This window comes from Luteimonas fraxinea, from assembly GCF_021233355.1.
GTDB classification, from domain to species: domain Bacteria; phylum Pseudomonadota; class Gammaproteobacteria; order Xanthomonadales; family Xanthomonadaceae; genus Luteimonas; species Luteimonas fraxinea.
In genome coordinates this window covers 776339-791043 of record NZ_CP089507.1, presented here as the reverse complement: position 1 = coordinate 791043, position 14705 = coordinate 776339, and the positions used below count along the sequence as shown (strand labels likewise).

Below are 14705 nucleotides of genomic sequence, written 5' to 3'. Positions count from 1 at the left end.
GCGGTGACGCACGCGTCACTGGAGAGAACGGGGACCAGTCAGCGCACGCTGATCAGAAATAGACGCGGATGCCGCCGGCGATGGTGCGACCCGGCAACGGCGCGAAGTCGCGCAGCAGCGAGGTGTGCGGGCGGGCTTCTTCGTCGGTCAGGTTGCGGCCGTCGAGGAACAGTTCCCACTGCGTGCCGTCTGCTTCGCCGACTCGCCAGGCGACACCGGCATTGACCAACGTGTAGCCGGGGCTCGGGTCTTCGAGCGCGGCCACGCGGTCCTGCTTCTGGTAGCGCACCGCGCCGACGTTTGCGCGCCAGCCGCCCAGGGTCCAGTTGATGTCGGCGCCGATACGCGACGGTGCGATGCGCGGGAGGTCGCCGCCCAGCGCGATATCGGTTTCGTAGTTGTGCGCATGGTCGCCATGCGGCACCGCAAACTGCACCGTGCGCGTGCCGCTGCCGTCGAGCTCGGCGCGCACCACATCACCGAACACGCGCAGGTCGAAATCACCGGCGTCGGATTCGAGCAGGTGAAATTTCGCTTCGGCTTCGGCGCCGCGGAAGGTCGCATCGCCCTGTGTCCACAGCCGCACCGGAAAGCTCTGTTCGGCGATGCCGGTATCGGTGAGGTAGGTGAAGCGCTTGAACTGCGTCTGGTAGACGGCGGCCTTGAACTCGACGCGATCGGTGTGCGCGTGCAGGCCGATTTCGAGGCGCTGGCCGCGCTCGGTGTCGAGATCCGCATCGCCGATTTCGATCGAGCGCGTGGCGATGTGTGGGCCGGCCGCGAACAGTTCCTCGTTGGTCGGTGCGCGCTCGGAGACGTCGGCGCCGAAGCGCAGGTCGAACACGTCCGACAGGTGCCAGATCGCCGCGCCCGACAGGCTGCTGGCATCGAACTTGCGCGAATTCCCCGTGATCGGGTCGATCTCCACCCGCTCGTGACGGCCGCCGAGCTCGAGCTTCACCGGGCCGAATTCCTTCTCCTGCACGACGAACAGGCCGAGGGTGTCGGTCACGCTCGGCGGCACGAAGGCTTCTTCGCCGACGGCACTGAAATCGACATGGCCGATCTGCAGGCCGAACGCGCCGTCCCAACCGTTGAACGTCTTCTGCACCGCTTCGATGCGCGCCTCGGTGCCCTTGTTGGTGAAGCGGGTCGCGGCGGTGCCGCCTTCGAGTTCGACGTGCTCGTAGTCGTTGTAGGCCGCACGCACATTCAATGCGCTCAGGAACGGCAGTGGATCGTAGAGGCCGCCCTTCAGATCGACGCGGTTCTGCACCATGTCGATGCGCACCGAGCCGTGTTCGTCATGACCTTCTTCTTCGTGGTCATGGTCGTGATCGTGGTCATGGCCGCCTTCTTCGGCATGCACGTGCGCGCCGTCGGGCAGGCCGTAGTTGGTGCGGTAGGTGCTGACCGCGACGCCAAGATGACCGCGCTCGCCGAAGTAGGTCGCGCCGACGGCGCCGGCGCGCGTGCGGATCGAACTGTTGGGCAGCGTGCCGAAGGCGTTTTCTTCTTCCGCGTGTTCGTGGTCGTGATCATGGTCGTGATCGTGGTCTTCGGGCACCTGGGCGAAGCCGGGGATGTCGAAGTCACCGGTGTTGCGGATCAGGCCGTCGACATGCAGCACGAGGTTTTCGCCACTCACGCCGTCGAGGCGGAACATGCCACTGCGCTCGTCGTTGCCGCTGGCGGCGCGCAGCTCGGCGCGGCCGCTGATCGGACGGTCGGGGACTTCGCGCGCGATGCGACCGTCGACCACATTGACCGCGCCGCCGATCGCGCCGCTGCCATACAGCAGGTTGGCCGGGCCCTTGAGCACTTCGATCTGGTCGGCGAGGAAGGGTTCGATGCTGACCGCGTGGTCGGCGCTGACCGTTGAGGCGTCCATGCTGCCGATGCCACCCGAGAGCACCTGCACGCGCGGGCCCTCCTGGCCACGGATGATCGGTCGGCCGACGCCGGTGCCGAACGAGCCGCTCTGCACACCGGGCAGCGAGGACACGGTGTCGCCGAGGTTGCCGGCCTTGCGATCCTCCAGCGCGTCGCCATACAGCACCTCTACCGGGTGGGCGAGATTCTCGGCGTCGCCGCCGAGTGGGGTGGCGGTGACCTGCACGCGGTCGAGCGTGGTCGGATGCGCATGGGTCTGGCTGGTGGACTGGGCGAACGCGGCGGCCGGCAGCAGCAGGGCCACGGCGATGGCGAGACGGGTCGGGACGAGGGCGGAACGGCGGCTTCTGGTCATTGCGGATGCAGTACACTGGTGGGCGAAGAGTGAATGTTATAATGTTACGCAAATCCTCGCACCCCCCAAAAGACATGCCTGCACACAATTCCACCCTGCAGCGCGCAGACCGCGTCGGCTTCGCCGCGTCGTTCCTGTGTGCAGTCCATTGCGCGCTGCTGCCCGTCGCGCTGGCGCTGCTACCGGCGTTCGGTCTCAACGTGGGCGGCTGGGTCGATATCGACCAGGCCTTCGTCGTGTTCGCCACGCTGCTGGGCGCGACCACGCTGACGCTCGGTTGGCGCCGCCATCGCGCGTTCCACGCCTGGATGCTGCTGATTCCGGGTCTGGCGCTGGTCTGGGCGGGCTCGTTCACGCATCTGCACGACCACACCATCACCCATGCCGTCGTGATGACCATCGGCGGCCTGCTGCTGGCCGGCGCGCATCTGCTGAACCTGCGCCTGACCCACGCCCGCGCGGGGCGCTGAGCGGCTTCACAGATCGGGCCGCGTGCTAGAATCCGCGGTCCTGTGCGCCCTGGCGGCGCACGTACGCGCCAAACGAATTCAACACGCAGCACTCCAGGAGCACAGTAATGGGCAAGGGCGACCGCAAGACCCTCAAGGGCAAGCGCTACAACTCGAGCTACGGCAACAGCCGCTCGAAGGGCCTCATCAAGGCCACCGGCACCGCGACCGCACCGGTCGTGAAGAAGGCCGCCGGCAGCAAGACCGTCGCCAAGGCACCGGCGAAGAAGGCCGTCGCGAAGAAGGCCTGAGTTTCAGGTCCCGCCGCGCGTCGAAAGCCCCGCATCCGCGGGGCTTTCGCGTTTCAGGGGAGGGCGATCGGCCTCAGGCCAGGCGCTTACCACCGGCGAACGACATCGCCAGCAACGGGCCGCCGAGCCAGTAGACGAGTTCGGCCGGCTGCGCGACCTGCCAGCAGGCGAAATCCGCGCGCTGACCCACGGCCAGCGTGCCGCGATCGGACAGGCCGAGCGCGCGTGCTGCATGTACGGTCGCGCCGCGCAGGGCCTCTTCCGGCGTCAGCCGGAAATGCGTGCACGACAGCTGCATTGCCTGGCGCAGCGACAGCAGTGGCGACGTGCCTGGATTGCAGTCGGTCGCGACCGCCATCGGCACGCCGGCCGCGCGGAATGCATCGAGCGGCGGCAGTGTGGTTTCGCGCAGTACATGGAACGCGCCCGGCAGCAGCACCGCGACCGTGCCCGCCGCCGCCATCGCGGCGACACCGGCGGGCGAGGTGTGTTCGACATGGTCGGCCGACAGGCCACCGAACTCCGCCACCAGCCCAGCACCTGCGCCATCGCTGAGCTGGTCGGCGTGCAGTTTCACCGGCAGGCCGAGCGTGCGCGCCACCTCGAACACGCGGCGCGTCTGATCGACGCTGAAGGCGATGCGTTCGGCGAATGCGTCGACGGCATCGACCAGGCCTTCCTCATGCAGACGCGGCAACCACTCGCAGACCGCGTCGATGTAGGCATCACCGCGGCCGGCGAATTCCGGCGGCAGGGCGTGCGCGCCGAGGAACGTGGTGCGCACGGTGATGCCGAGCACCTCGCCGATCCGCCGGGCGACGCGCAGCATCTTGCGTTCGTTGTCGAAGTCGAGGCCGTAGCCGGACTTGATCTCCAGCGTCGTTGTGCCATCGGCGACCAGCGCACGCGCGCGCGGCAACGACTGCGCGAGCAGTGTGTCCTCGTCGGCATCGCGCACTGCGCGCACCGTCGAGACGATACCGCCACCGGCGCGCGCGATGTCTTCATAGCTCGCGCCCTGCAGGCGCTGTTCGAACTCGGCAGCGCGGTTGCCCGCGAACACCGCATGCGTGTGGCAGTCGATGAGCCCGGGCGTGACCAGGCCAGTGGTCTCGACGACGAGATCGGCGTTGGCTTCCGCGTCCGCGGGCAGTCCGCTGCGCGGACCGGCGTAGACGATCACATCGTCGCGCCAGCCGAGCGCACCGTCTTCGATCAGCCCGTAGCCGCTGTCGTCCGACAATGTGGCAAGCGTCGCGCCCAGCAGCAGTCCGTCCCAGGATTCAGTCGCCATCGTTGCCGCCACCGTCGTTGTAATCGGCGCGGTCGTGCTGCTTGCGCGGGCGGTGGCGGTCCACCGGAAGATCGTCGGCCGAGCGGCGCCTCCCGAGCATCCGGACGCCGATCCAGCCCACGATCCCGCCGATTACGAGGCTTACAGCGACCAGCTGCATGATGTTTGTCGAGGACATCGGATGTTCCCGGGCGGAAGACCGGCTAGCCTACCGCACACGTTTTCGAGGAGCCGGCCCGATGCACGATGTTCCCGCGATCCACGCCGCGCGCACGCCCGCAGGCTGGCGTCTGCCCGGTATCGCGAACCTCCATTCGCATGCGTTCCAGCGGGCGATGGCCGGCCTGGCGGAAGTGCAGACCGATCCCGCCGACTCGTTCTGGACCTGGCGCGAGACCATGTACCGGATAGCCGGGCGCTTCGATCCTGACAGCCTGCGCGCTGTCGCCACGCAGCTGTATGTCGAGATGCTGGAAGCCGGTTACACGACGGTCTGCGAATTCCATTACGTCCATCACGCGCCCCACGGTGCGCCGTACGCGCCTGCGAGCGCGATGGCCGATGCGTTGATCGACGCCGCGCGCGCGACCGGCATCCGGCTGACGCTGCTGCCGGTGCTGTACATGACCGGCGGTTTCGACGGGCGGCCGCTCGGCGAACGCCAGCGACGCTTCGGCCATGACGTCGACGGCTATCTGCGGCTGTTCGCCGATCTGCACGCGCGCCAGGACGACACGCTGCGCGTCGGCTGCGCGCTGCACAGCCTGCGCGCGGTGCCGGCCGATGCGATGCACGCGGTGCTGGCCGCACTGCCGGCGGATGCACGCCTGCACATCCATATCGCCGAACAGATGCCCGAAGTCGACGAGTGCATCGCAGTGCGTGGAGCGCGACCGGTCGCATGGCTGCTCGACAACGCGCCGGTCGACGCGCGCTGGACGCTGGTGCACGCGACGCATCTCGATGCTGCGGAAGTCGCCGGCATCGCCCGCAGCGGCGCGACGGTCGTGCTGTGTCCCACGACCGAAGCCAATCTCGGCGACGGTCTGTTTCCGCTGCGCGATTACCTCGACGCCGGCGGCGCCTGGGGCATCGGTTCGGACTCGCACATCTCGGTCTCTCCGGTCGAGGAACTGCGCTGGCTCGAGTACGGCCAGCGTCTCGTCACGCATCGCCGCAACATCGCGGTCGCAGCGGCGACACCCAGCGTCGGCGCGACGCTGTTCGCAGGTGTGCAGGCGAGCGCCACAGCATCGACCGGTTTCAACGCGCTCGACGACGCAGTCGTGCTGGACGCGGATGCGCCGCAGCTGGCCGGCGCGACGGAGCGTGACGTACTCGATCGCTGGCTGTTCGCCGGCAACCGCCCGCTGGTGCGCGAGGTGCACGTGGCCGGGCGGCAGGTCGTTGCGAACGGACATCACGCGTTGCATGAGACCACCGCGCGCGGGTACGCGAACGCGATGCGGGGGTTGCTGGCGTAGACGCGCCGGTGGTGTGGGAGCGCGCTTGCGCGCGATGGGGCTTCCCAAGCAAGCCCATCGCGCGCAAGCGCGCTCTCACAGCCAGTCCGCGTGTGCCTCGGCTCCGGCGACGAACCACAAAAAGGCCGATCCATCCGCCGGATCGGGCGTTTCATCGCACACCCGTGCACAGGCCGCGTCGCCGCCGCAGCATGGCGACGTTCCCATGGACAGGAGATCCGCATGTTGCCCAACACTTTGACCCTCGCCGCGATGCTCGCCATCAGCGGCAGCGCATCCGCGACGACCGACGCCGCACTCGCCGGCATCGTCGACCAGCGTCTGGCTGGTGACCGCACCGGCGCCTGCTTCTCCGTCGCGCTCATCGATGGCGACAGCGTGGCGCGGACGTATCGCTGCGCCGATGGCACGGCGACGCCGCGCATCGGCACCGACAGCGCGTTCGAGATCGGCTCGGTCAGCAAGACGATGACCGCGGCGCTGCTCGCGCAGTTGATCGCCGACGGCCAGGCCTCGCTCGACGATCCGCTGTCGGCCTATCTGCCTGCGGGTACCGCGGTACCGACGTTCGAGGGGCAGCCGATCCTGCTGCGCCACGTCGTCACCCACACGTCCGGCCTGCCCGCATTGCCGGCGCGCATGCAGATCACCAATCCCGCCGATCCCTACGCCGCGCTGACGCCGGAGGCGCTGCTGGCCTCGCTGGGCGACGTCACCCTGACGCGCGCGCCCGGCACGCAGTTCGAGTACTCCAACTTCGCGTCGATGCTGCTGTCGTATGCGGTCGCGCAGCGCGCCGGCCAGCCGTTCGAGGCGCTGATCGACGCGCAGCTGTTCGCACCACTCGGCATGACGCACGCCTACATCGCGCAGCGACCCGATGGCGTGCGCGCCGCGGTGGGACATCTGCCCAACGGCAGCGAGACGCCGGCGTGGACGATTCCCGGCGACATGGCCGGAGTCGGCGGCGTGCGGGCCACGCTCGATGACATGGTGCGTTACGTGCAGGGCCAGCTTGGTCATGCGGACGGCTCGGCCGCCGCACCGTTGCTTGCTGCCCTGCAGACGACGCAGCAGCCTGTCTCAGAACAGCCGCCAATGGCGATGAACTGGATGATCGCGCCGCTGGCCGGTCGCAGTGTGCTGATGCACGAAGGCGGCACGGGCGGCTTCTCGTCGCTGGTCGGATTCGATCCTGAGCGCAGGCGCGGTGTTGTGATTCTGTCGGACACGTCGCTGACCGCGCTGGGCGGTCTCGGCAGCCTTGGGGCACATCTGCTGGATCCGTCGGCGCCGGTCGGCAAGCCGCGCAAGCTGGCGACACCGCCGTCGGAACTCGTCGACGGTCTGGTGGGCACCTGGCAACTCAGCGCCGGCATGCAGGTCGAGCTGGCGCGCAAGGGCGACGCGCTGACGATCCATCCCGCCGGCCAGCCAATCTTCGAACTGGGTTACGACGATGCAGGTGATTTCTTTCCCGTGCAGTTCGACGCACTGCTGTCGCCGAAGCGCGCAGCGGATGGCAGCTACAGCTTCGTCTGGCACCAGGGCGGCGGCGCGATGGCGGCGACACGTGCGACCGATGCCGCGCCAACGGCAGCGCAGGCGCCCGATGTGCCACTTGCCGATTACGCCGGCGACTACACGCTGATGCCGGGTTTCGCGCTGAAGGTCGACAGTGCCGATGGCCGCCTGCGGGCGCAGGCGACCGGGCAGGGCGCGTTCCCGCTCGATGCGACCGGGGCCGACACCTTCGCTGCGCCGGCATTCGGCATCGAGCTGCGCTTCCAGCGCGGCACCGATGGCGAGGTGACTGCGCTCGAACTGCATCAGGCCGGACAGGTGCTGCGTGGCGCGCGTGGCTGAGCACACGCCGATGCAGGCATCTTCCGTGTCGCTGCGCCAGCCGCTCCCGGACGATGTCGTCGTCGGCGGCGAGTTCCCGTGGACGCGCTATCGCCGCTATCCCGTCTTCAGTGCGCGCTGGCTCGCCGGACGCACGCTGCTGTTCGGCAGCGTGATCCTCGGGTTTTCACTGCTGACGCTGCTGGGCGCGCTGGTCGGCCCGGTCAGCCGGGCCGGCGCGTTCACCGCGTCCGGCTACATGTTCGTCGCGTTTCTGCTGATGACCACCGCCGGCCCGTTGCTGGCGACCTGGGTGCGTCATCGCGGTCTGTCGCTGCCACGCGAGCGGACCTGGGTCGTGCTGTCGTTGTGCCTCGGCATCGTGCTGTCCTGGAGCGTCGACAGCTGGGCGAGCGCGCAGATCGAGCACTTCATGGTCAACGAGATGGGCACGGGGCCTTACGACGTCGACACGATGCGCGCGCACTACGAGGGCGGCGCGGCGAAAGCCGGTGCGGTCTTCATCAAGATCCTGACGCTGGCCGTCATCTACGGTCTGCTGGGCGGTGGCACAGCGCTGCGCGCCTACTTCAGCGAACAGCGTCGCATTGCCGAAAGCCGGCACCGGATCGAACTCGTCGCCCTTCAATCGCAGAAGCGCGAATCGGACCTGCGACTGGGCGCTTTGCAGGCGCAGGTCGAGCCGCATTTCCTGTTCAACACGCTGGCCTCGGTGCGTGCGCTGGTGCGCCAGGACGCGTCGCGCGCGGAGGCCACGCTCGACGCACTGGTCGATTACCTGCGCGCGACCATTCCGCGCCTGCGCGATGGCGAAGCGGCGTTGCGGTCGACGCTCGGCGAACAGCTCGACCTGTGCGCGCACTATCTGGAACTGATGCGTCTGCGCACCGCCGATCGCCTGCGTTACGACATCGAGGCCGACGCCACGCTGCGCGCGCTGCCGTATCCGCCGCTGTTGCTGATCACGCTGGTCGAGAACGCGATCAAGCACGGCATCGAGCCGAAGCCCGGCGCGGGGCGCGTCGTCATCCGTGCGTGGGCGACGGACGGCACGCTGCATGTGGCGGTCACCGATGACGGCGCGGGCCTGCAGCCGGGTGTCGGTGGCGGCATGGGGCTGGCGAATGTGCGCGATCAGCTCGCCACGCGCTTCGGTCCACGCGCGTCGCTGCGTCTGACCGGTGCTCCCGATGGCGGCGCGCAGGCCGAACTCCGCACCCCGATGGACGGACCCGCATGAACGACGCTGCCATTACCGCCCTGATCGCTGAGGACGAAGCGCCGCAACGCGCGGCGCTGCTGGAGATGCTCGAAACCGCCTGGCCGGCGCTGGAGGTCATTGCCGCCTGCGAAGACGGCATCGCGGCGCTGCAGGCTGCCGCCGAGCACCGTCCGCAGGTCGCGTTCCTCGACATCCGCATGCCCGGCGTCGGCGGGCTCGATGTCGCGCGCGCGGTCGTCGCCGGCGACGGGCTGGTGGTGTTCACCACGGCGTACGACGAATACGCGATCCGCGCGTTCGAGGCGGGCGCCGTCAACTACCTGCTCAAGCCGGTAACGAAAGCACGGCTGCGTGTCGCGATCGAGCGTCTGCAGGCACGCCTCGCGCAGCCCGCAGCGGATGATCTGCAGGCGCTGGTCGAGGATCTCGAGGCGCGTCTGCGCCCGCAGGGAGAACGCCAGATCCGCTGGATCAGCGCGAGCGTCGGCGATCACGTGCGCATGATCGGCATCGACGAGGTGCTGTTCTTCCAGGCGCAGGACAAATACGTGCGCGTGGTCACCGCCGATGGCGAGGCGCTGATCCGCACGCCGGTGAAAGAGCTGCTGGCGGGGCTCGACCCCGACGTGTTCTGGCAGGTGCATCGCGGCACCGTGGTCCGCGTGTCGACGATCGACCGCGTGCGCCGCGACGAACTCGGCAAGGCGCGTATAGAATTGCGCGGTCATCGTGAATCGCTGCCGGTGAGTGCGGCGTTCGTGCATCGCTTCCGGAAAATGTAGGCGCGCAGCGCACCGGTGCGTGGACGGCCGCGCCCACCGCATCCGCAACGCCCCGACCACTATCCTGTGCGCATCCAGTCGGGAGTCGCACATGCAGGTCGACATCGCCATCGTCGGGGCCGGGCCGGTCGGGCTGTGCTTCGCACGCGCGCTGGCGGGCAGCGGGTTGAAGGTCGCGCTGTACGAGCGGCAGGCGCACGCGGCCATCGCGCAGCCGGCATTCGACGGGCGCGAGATCGCATTGACGCATGCCTCGCGCGAGATCCTCGAGCGCCTCGGGTTATGGGCGAAGTTCGACCCTTTCGACATCTCCGAACTGCGCGATGCGCGCATCTTCGATGGCGAGCGCACGGACGGGCTCACGATCACCGCACGCGACGGCCGCAGCGCGCAGCTCGGGTGGCTGGTGCCGAACCAGCGCATCCGCCAGGCCGCGTTCGACGTGGTGGCCGATGCGCCCGACATCACCGTGCAGGGCGCGTCATCGGTGCGCGACGTTGTCCAGCATGCCAATGGCGTGACGCTCGCATTGGAGGACGGCGTGCGCGTCGAAGCGCGTCTGTTGATCGCGGCCGACAGCCGGTTCGCGGGCGTACGGCGCCTGCTCGGCATCGGCGTGCGGACGCGCGATTTCGGCATGCGCATGCTGGTGTGTCGCGTCGCGCATACGCAGCCGCACCATCATGCGGCCTGGGAGTGGTTCGATCAGGGGCAGACGCTGGCGCTGCTGCCGCTCAACGGGAATCGCGCCTCCGTCGTACTGACGCTGCCGCCACAGCAGATGGCCGAAGTGGAAGCGCTCGACGATGCCGCGTTCGCCGTCGACATGCAGCGCCGTTTCCGCGACCGGCTCGGCACGATGACGACGATCGGCACGCGGCATGTCTATCCGCTGGTCGGCGTCTACGCGGATCGTTTCGTCGCCGGTCGCGCGGCACTGCTGGGCGATGCCGCCGTCGGCATGCATCCGGTCACCGCGCACGGATTCAATCTGGGCCTGCAGGGTGCCGATCGGCTGGCGCACGCGATCCGAGAAGCGCATGTAGCCGGCCGCGACATCGCCGGTGCCGGATTGCTGGAACGCTGGGCGCGGACACATCGCGCGTCGAGCTGGCCGATGTATACGGCGACCGGCCTCGTCGCGAGCCTCTACACCGACGACCGCGCGCCGGCACGATTGCTGCGGGGTGCGACGCTCCGCATCGCCCAGCGCATCGCGCCATTCCGGCGCCTGATCGCCGGACATCTCACCCAGGCGCGCTGAGCTACAGAAGCCGATCCGCGCGTGGCCATGCGCCTTCCAGCGTCAGCAGGAATTCCTTGGTCGGCAGGCCACCGCCGAAGCCGGTAAGCGCGCCGCTGGCGCCGATGACGCGGTGGCAGGGCACGACGATTGACAACGGATTGCGGCCGTTCGCCGCGCCCACCGCGCGACTCGCTCTGGGTTTCTCGACCATGCGCGCGAGTTCGACGTAGCTGGCGGTCTTGCCGTAGGGAATGCGGGTCAGCGCGTCCCAGACCTGTCGTTGGAACGGCGTGCCGCGTGCGGCGAACGGCAGGTCGAAGGTCTGACGTGTGCCGGCGAAGTACTCGGCAAGCTGCTGCGCGGTCGCATCGAGCACGGCATGCGCGCCGTCGCGCCAGTCGTTACCGCGCGGCACCGGATGGCGGTGTTCGGCAAATTCGACGGCGTGCAGGCCGGCATCGGAGGCGGCCAGAAACAATGGGCCAACCGGGCTGTCGATGGTGCGGGTGAATACCGTGGTCGTGACTGGGCTCATGGCGATGGACTCCGGGTGGAACGGACGCGCGGACGCGTCGATGGCGCAGTGCGCGCGGGTATGGATGCAGACGCTTCGCGCCACAGATGGAAGACCGCGTAGCCGCGCCAGGGCCGCCAGGCTTCTGCGTGCGCACGCAGCGCCTTCGCCGACATACGTGTGCCATCGGTCGGCAGCATCTTCTGCAGCACGAGATCCTCGGCGGGGAACGCATCGGGGTGGCCGAGCGCACGCAGCGCGATGTACTGCGCGGTCCACGGACCGATGCCGGGCAGGGCGACCCAGCGTTCGACGAAGTCGTCGAGCGTGCGTGCGCGGTCGAAATCCACGCGGCCGTCAAGCAGCGCGGCGGCGATGCCACGGATCGTCGCAATGCGGCTGCCGATCAGGCCGAGGCCGTCGAAGTCGGCATCGACGAGTGCGTCCGGCGTCGGAAACAGATGGGCGAAGCCCTGCGCGGCGATGGTCTCCGGCAATGGCGTACCGAAGCGCTGCGACAGCCGTGCGGTCAACGTGCGCGCGGCGGCGACGCTGACCTGCTGGCCGATCACCGCGCGTACCGCGATCTCGAAACCGTCCCAGCCGCTGGGCAGGCGCAGGCCGGGCCGCGCGCGCAGCAGAGGCGCCAGGCGCGCGTCGTGGCCGAGATGCGCGGCGATCGTGTCGGGATCTGCGTCGAGATCGAACATGCGGCGCACGCGTTGCACGGTGTCCTGCAGGTGCGACGGTGCACAGCCATGTAACTGCAGTCGCACTGCGGTCGGCGCCGCGTCGCTCCGCGTGCCCGGCCATGCGTCGACACGCAGCCAGCCGGACGTGTCCGCATTACCGATCACGCGGGTGTAGGCGATTTCGTCGACGACCTCGATGCCGGGCAGCGCACGGCCACGCAGGAAGTCGAGCATCGCCGGAAAATCATACGGCGGGCGGTAGCCGAGGCGCAGCGTCAACGCGTCGCCGGTCGCTTCGCGCGGCTCCTTGCGCAGATCGCGCGGCGGCATGCGGTAGGCGTCCTGGAACACGGCGTTGAAGCGCCGCACGCTATTGAAGCCGGCCGCGAGCGCGACTTCGGTGATCGGCAGCGCCGTTTCGGTCAGCAACTGCTTGGCGAACAGCAGACGCCGCGTGCCGTGTACGCCGACCGGCGCGGCGCCGAGCCGTTCGACGAACAACCGCCGCAACTGTCGCTCGCCGATATGCAGGCGCTCGGCGAGTGCCGAAAGCGGTGCTTCGTTCAAGGCACCCTGTTCGATCAAGGCCAATGCACGCGCAACGATGTCGTCGCCGCGATGCCAGTGACCGTTGGACGGTGCGAGTTCCGGCCGGCAGCGCAGGCAGGGGCGAAAGCCCGCGGCCTCGGCTGCGGCGGCGTTCGGGTAGTAGGTGACGTTGACGGCTTTCGGCGCGGGTGCGGGACAGACCGGCCGGCAGTAGATGCGGGTCGTGCGCACCGCGGTAAAGAACAGGCCGTCGAAACGCGCGTCCCGGCTCAGGCGCGCCTGTTCGCAGATGTCGGTCGCGGGCAGGGGTGGGGGCATGCGATGCAGGCTAGCACCGGGGGTGGGTGGCGACTGGCCGGATTCGGACATGGATGTTGGATGTGTCGCGAGGGTCTTCCCTCACCCCAACCCCTCTCCCGGAGGGAGAGGGGCTCAAGCGCTTCGTGATCGGACGGTCTCCTGCGGAAAGCTTCAGACACATGACGCGGCGACTATGCAAAGCCCCTCTCCCCTTGGGAGAGGGGTTGGGGTGAGGGCAACCGGTCGCATCCAACCCGAACCCGGAACTCCAAATTTCTACTCTCCGAAACGCAGCGGCACTCTCCGCGAATCCAACGCCGCGCAATCAACCCAGCCTCACCTCACCCCATCCCGCAACGCCGGCACCAGCGTCTCCGCATTCCCGTCATTCTTGGCAGGCGTCACTCCGATCAGCCGCGCGAGCATCGGATACAGGTCCACATTGTCAAAGCCCTCCAGCGTCACGCCGCGACGGAACGCCGGTCCATTCGCAATGAACACCGCACGCATTTCCGGCAGGTCGGGGTCGTAGCCGTGCGAGCCGCGGGTATGCGTCGGACGTCGGGCCAATGCGTCGCGCGGGACGGCATCCCAGCCCTTGTGCATCTGACAGACGATCGGCGGCACGCGCGGATGGGTACCGAATTTCCAGCGCGCCGGCATCTCGCCCTTGCGCCAGCAGTCGTACTGCGCGTGCGCGCCAAGCAGCTTGCGTTCCACCTGCGCTTCAAGGCCGGCGTTGGGCATGATGCCGATGACCTGGCCGGTCGAGGTCACGCGCGCTTCTTCCATCGTGACGATGTCCTCGACTGCGATCGCCTGGCCCGGCGGCACTTCGGCCATGCCGTGGTCGGACACCACGACCAGGTTCACGCGGTCCTGCAGGCCGCGCGTGCGCAGGCCGTCGACCAGTCGTCCCAGCGCCGCGTCGACCGCCTGCAGCGCGGCGTGCAGCTGCGGCGAATCCGGGCCGTAATTGTGTCCGGCCGAGTCGGTGTGTTCGAAATACAGCGTCGCGAATGCGGGGCGCGTGGCGGCGGGTTCGGACAGCCAGTCGAGCACCATGTCGACGCGCGTATCGAGCGGGCGTGTGTCGTCGAAGGGATACCAGCGCGTCGGACGGACACCGTGCACCGGCGCTTCGCTGCCCGGCCACGACAGCGTCGCGGTGCGCAGGCCGGCGTTCTCGGCTGTCACCCACAGCGGCTCGCCGTCGCCGTACCAAGCGCCGTTGCCGACGGCCTCGCGATCCGACAGGCGGAAGTCACCAAGCGTCGAATCCACCATCGAGTTGTGAATCAGGCCGTGGTGGTCGGGCCGCAGACCGGTGACCAGCGTGTAGTGGTTGGGGAACGTGAGTGATGGATACGACGGCCGCATCCAGGCCTGCACGCCGTCGCGCGCCAGTGCATCGAGATGCGGGGTTTCGCCGCGGCCGAGATAGTCGGGGCGCAGGCCGTCGAGCGAGACCAGCAGCAGGGTGGGGCGCGCATCCGCGACGGGCGTCGAGGCGGACATAGCGTCGGAATCCGACGGCGGCGCGACTGTGGCACAGGCGGTCAGCAGCAACAGCGGAAGCAGCGCAAACGCGCGCAGACAGGTCGATCGAGGCATCCGCATAGGATACCGGCGCGACATGACGGCTCGCAGTCAGCCGCATGAAGCGATGCCCAACGCTGTCGACACGCGGGCTGAACATTCATCGCCTGCAGACCACGGCGCGGTGCATCGCGCGTATCGTGTCGCCA

General features: G+C 68.7%; 13 protein-coding genes. 7 read left to right on the top strand and 6 right to left on the bottom strand.

Translation table 11 applies throughout. The annotated features are described in order from the left end of the window. Positions 1 to 52 precede the first annotated feature (52 nt). Positions 53 to 2248, bottom strand: coding sequence for a TonB-dependent receptor (locus tag LU699_RS03410; protein ID WP_232134516.1), 2196 nt, complete (start codon positions 2246 to 2248; stop codon positions 53 to 55). A 74-nt stretch (positions 2249 to 2322) separates the two neighbouring features. Between LU699_RS03410 and LU699_RS03405 the strand changes: the two genes are divergently transcribed. Continuing rightward, positions 2323 to 2718, top strand: a complete 396-nt coding sequence (locus tag LU699_RS03405) for a MerC domain-containing protein (protein WP_232134517.1) — start codon at positions 2323 to 2325, stop codon at positions 2716 to 2718. A 107-nt stretch (positions 2719 to 2825) separates the two neighbouring features. Then, positions 2826 to 3008, top strand: a complete 183-nt coding sequence (locus LU699_RS03400; RefSeq protein ID WP_232134518.1) for a 30S ribosomal protein THX — start codon at positions 2826 to 2828, stop codon at positions 3006 to 3008. A gap of 73 nt (positions 3009 to 3081) precedes the next feature. Here LU699_RS03400 and hutI read toward each other — a convergent pair whose 3' ends face one another. Together hutI and LU699_RS03390 are read right to left on the bottom strand one after the other, a co-directional pair. Next, positions 3082 to 4302 (bottom strand): imidazolonepropionase, encoded by a 1221-nt coding sequence (gene hutI, locus LU699_RS03395; protein ID WP_232134519.1) that lies wholly within the window; start codon positions 4300 to 4302, stop codon positions 3082 to 3084. Then, a complete protein-coding gene (locus LU699_RS03390; protein WP_232134520.1) occupies positions 4292 to 4480 on the bottom strand; it encodes a hypothetical protein in 189 nt (62 codons plus the stop codon). The genes hutI and LU699_RS03390 overlap by 11 nt, the downstream gene beginning before the upstream one ends. A 61-nt stretch (positions 4481 to 4541) precedes the next feature. On the opposite strand from LU699_RS03390, the gene LU699_RS03385 reads away from it, so the two are divergent. The 5 genes from LU699_RS03385 to ubiM all read left to right on the top strand — a co-directional run bounded on the left by LU699_RS03385 (position 4542) and on the right by ubiM (position 10920). Beyond that, positions 4542 to 5786, top strand: a complete 1245-nt coding sequence (locus LU699_RS03385) for a formimidoylglutamate deiminase (RefSeq protein WP_232134521.1) — start codon at positions 4542 to 4544, stop codon at positions 5784 to 5786. Positions 5787 to 6008: 222 nt separating this feature from the next. Beyond that, entirely contained in the window at positions 6009 to 7652 is a 1644-nt protein-coding gene (locus LU699_RS03380) for a serine hydrolase (RefSeq protein ID WP_232134522.1), read from the top strand. Between the two features lie 10 nt (positions 7653 to 7662). After that, positions 7663 to 8892 carry a sensor histidine kinase gene (locus tag LU699_RS03375; RefSeq protein ID WP_232134523.1) on the top strand — a complete coding sequence of 410 codons (1230 nt, stop codon included), beginning with the start codon at positions 7663 to 7665 and terminating at the stop codon, positions 8890 to 8892. Next, on the top strand, positions 8889 to 9656 hold the full coding sequence (locus LU699_RS03370; protein WP_232134524.1) for a LytR/AlgR family response regulator transcription factor: 768 nt from the start codon (positions 8889 to 8891) through the stop codon (positions 9654 to 9656). The genes LU699_RS03375 and LU699_RS03370 overlap by 4 nt, the downstream gene beginning before the upstream one ends. Before the next feature lie 91 nt (positions 9657 to 9747). Beyond that, positions 9748 to 10920, top strand: a complete 1173-nt coding sequence (gene ubiM / locus LU699_RS03365; protein ID WP_232580481.1) for a 5-demethoxyubiquinol-8 5-hydroxylase UbiM — start codon at positions 9748 to 9750, stop codon at positions 10918 to 10920. Between the two features lies 1 nt (position 10921). Here the strand turns inward: ubiM and LU699_RS03360 are convergent, their stop codons facing one another. The 3 genes from LU699_RS03360 to LU699_RS03350 form a co-directional block, all read right to left on the bottom strand. Next, positions 10922 to 11437, bottom strand: coding sequence for a methylated-DNA--[protein]-cysteine S-methyltransferase (locus LU699_RS03360; protein WP_232134526.1), 516 nt, complete (start codon positions 11435 to 11437; stop codon positions 10922 to 10924). Further along, the gene (locus LU699_RS03355; protein ID WP_232148074.1) at positions 11434 to 12975 is read right to left on the bottom strand and encodes a DNA-3-methyladenine glycosylase 2 family protein; all 1542 of its coding nucleotides are present in this window, start codon (positions 12973 to 12975) and stop codon (positions 11434 to 11436) included. Before LU699_RS03355 ends, LU699_RS03360 begins: the two co-directional genes overlap by 4 nt. Positions 12976 to 13293: 318 nt before the next feature. After that, a complete protein-coding gene (locus tag LU699_RS03350) occupies positions 13294 to 14577 on the bottom strand; it encodes an alkaline phosphatase family protein (RefSeq protein ID WP_232148076.1) in 1284 nt (427 codons plus the stop codon). Positions 14578 to 14705 lie beyond the last annotated feature (128 nt).

Excerpts from the sequence above, each read along its gene's own strand:
- LU699_RS03405 (WP_232134517.1), top strand. The coding sequence starts at position 2,323 with ATGCCTGCACACAATTCCACCCTGCAGCGCGCAGACCGCGTCGGCTTC.
- LU699_RS03360 (WP_232134526.1), bottom strand. The coding sequence starts at position 11,437 with ATGAGCCCAGTCACGACCACGGTATTCACCCGCACCATCGACAGCCCG.
- LU699_RS03410 (WP_232134516.1), bottom strand. The coding sequence starts at position 2,248 with ATGACCAGAAGCCGCCGTTCCGCCCTCGTCCCGACCCGTCTCGCCATC.
- LU699_RS03400 (WP_232134518.1), top strand. The coding sequence starts at position 2,826 with ATGGGCAAGGGCGACCGCAAGACCCTCAAGGGCAAGCGCTACAACTCG.
- ubiM (WP_232580481.1), top strand. The coding sequence starts at position 9,748 with ATGCAGGTCGACATCGCCATCGTCGGGGCCGGGCCGGTCGGGCTGTGC.
- LU699_RS03385 (WP_232134521.1), top strand. The coding sequence starts at position 4,542 with ATGCACGATGTTCCCGCGATCCACGCCGCGCGCACGCCCGCAGGCTGG.
- hutI (WP_232134519.1), bottom strand. The coding sequence starts at position 4,302 with ATGGCGACTGAATCCTGGGACGGACTGCTGCTGGGCGCGACGCTTGCC.
- LU699_RS03390 (WP_232134520.1), bottom strand. The coding sequence starts at position 4,480 with ATGTCCTCGACAAACATCATGCAGCTGGTCGCTGTAAGCCTCGTAATC.
- LU699_RS03350 (WP_232148076.1), bottom strand. The coding sequence starts at position 14,577 with ATGCGGATGCCTCGATCGACCTGTCTGCGCGCGTTTGCGCTGCTTCCG.
- LU699_RS03380 (WP_232134522.1), top strand. The coding sequence starts at position 6,009 with ATGTTGCCCAACACTTTGACCCTCGCCGCGATGCTCGCCATCAGCGGC.
- LU699_RS03375 (WP_232134523.1), top strand. The coding sequence starts at position 7,663 with ATGCAGGCATCTTCCGTGTCGCTGCGCCAGCCGCTCCCGGACGATGTC.
- LU699_RS03370 (WP_232134524.1), top strand. The coding sequence starts at position 8,889 with ATGAACGACGCTGCCATTACCGCCCTGATCGCTGAGGACGAAGCGCCG.
- LU699_RS03355 (WP_232148074.1), bottom strand. The coding sequence starts at position 12,975 with ATGCCCCCACCCCTGCCCGCGACCGACATCTGCGAACAGGCGCGCCTG.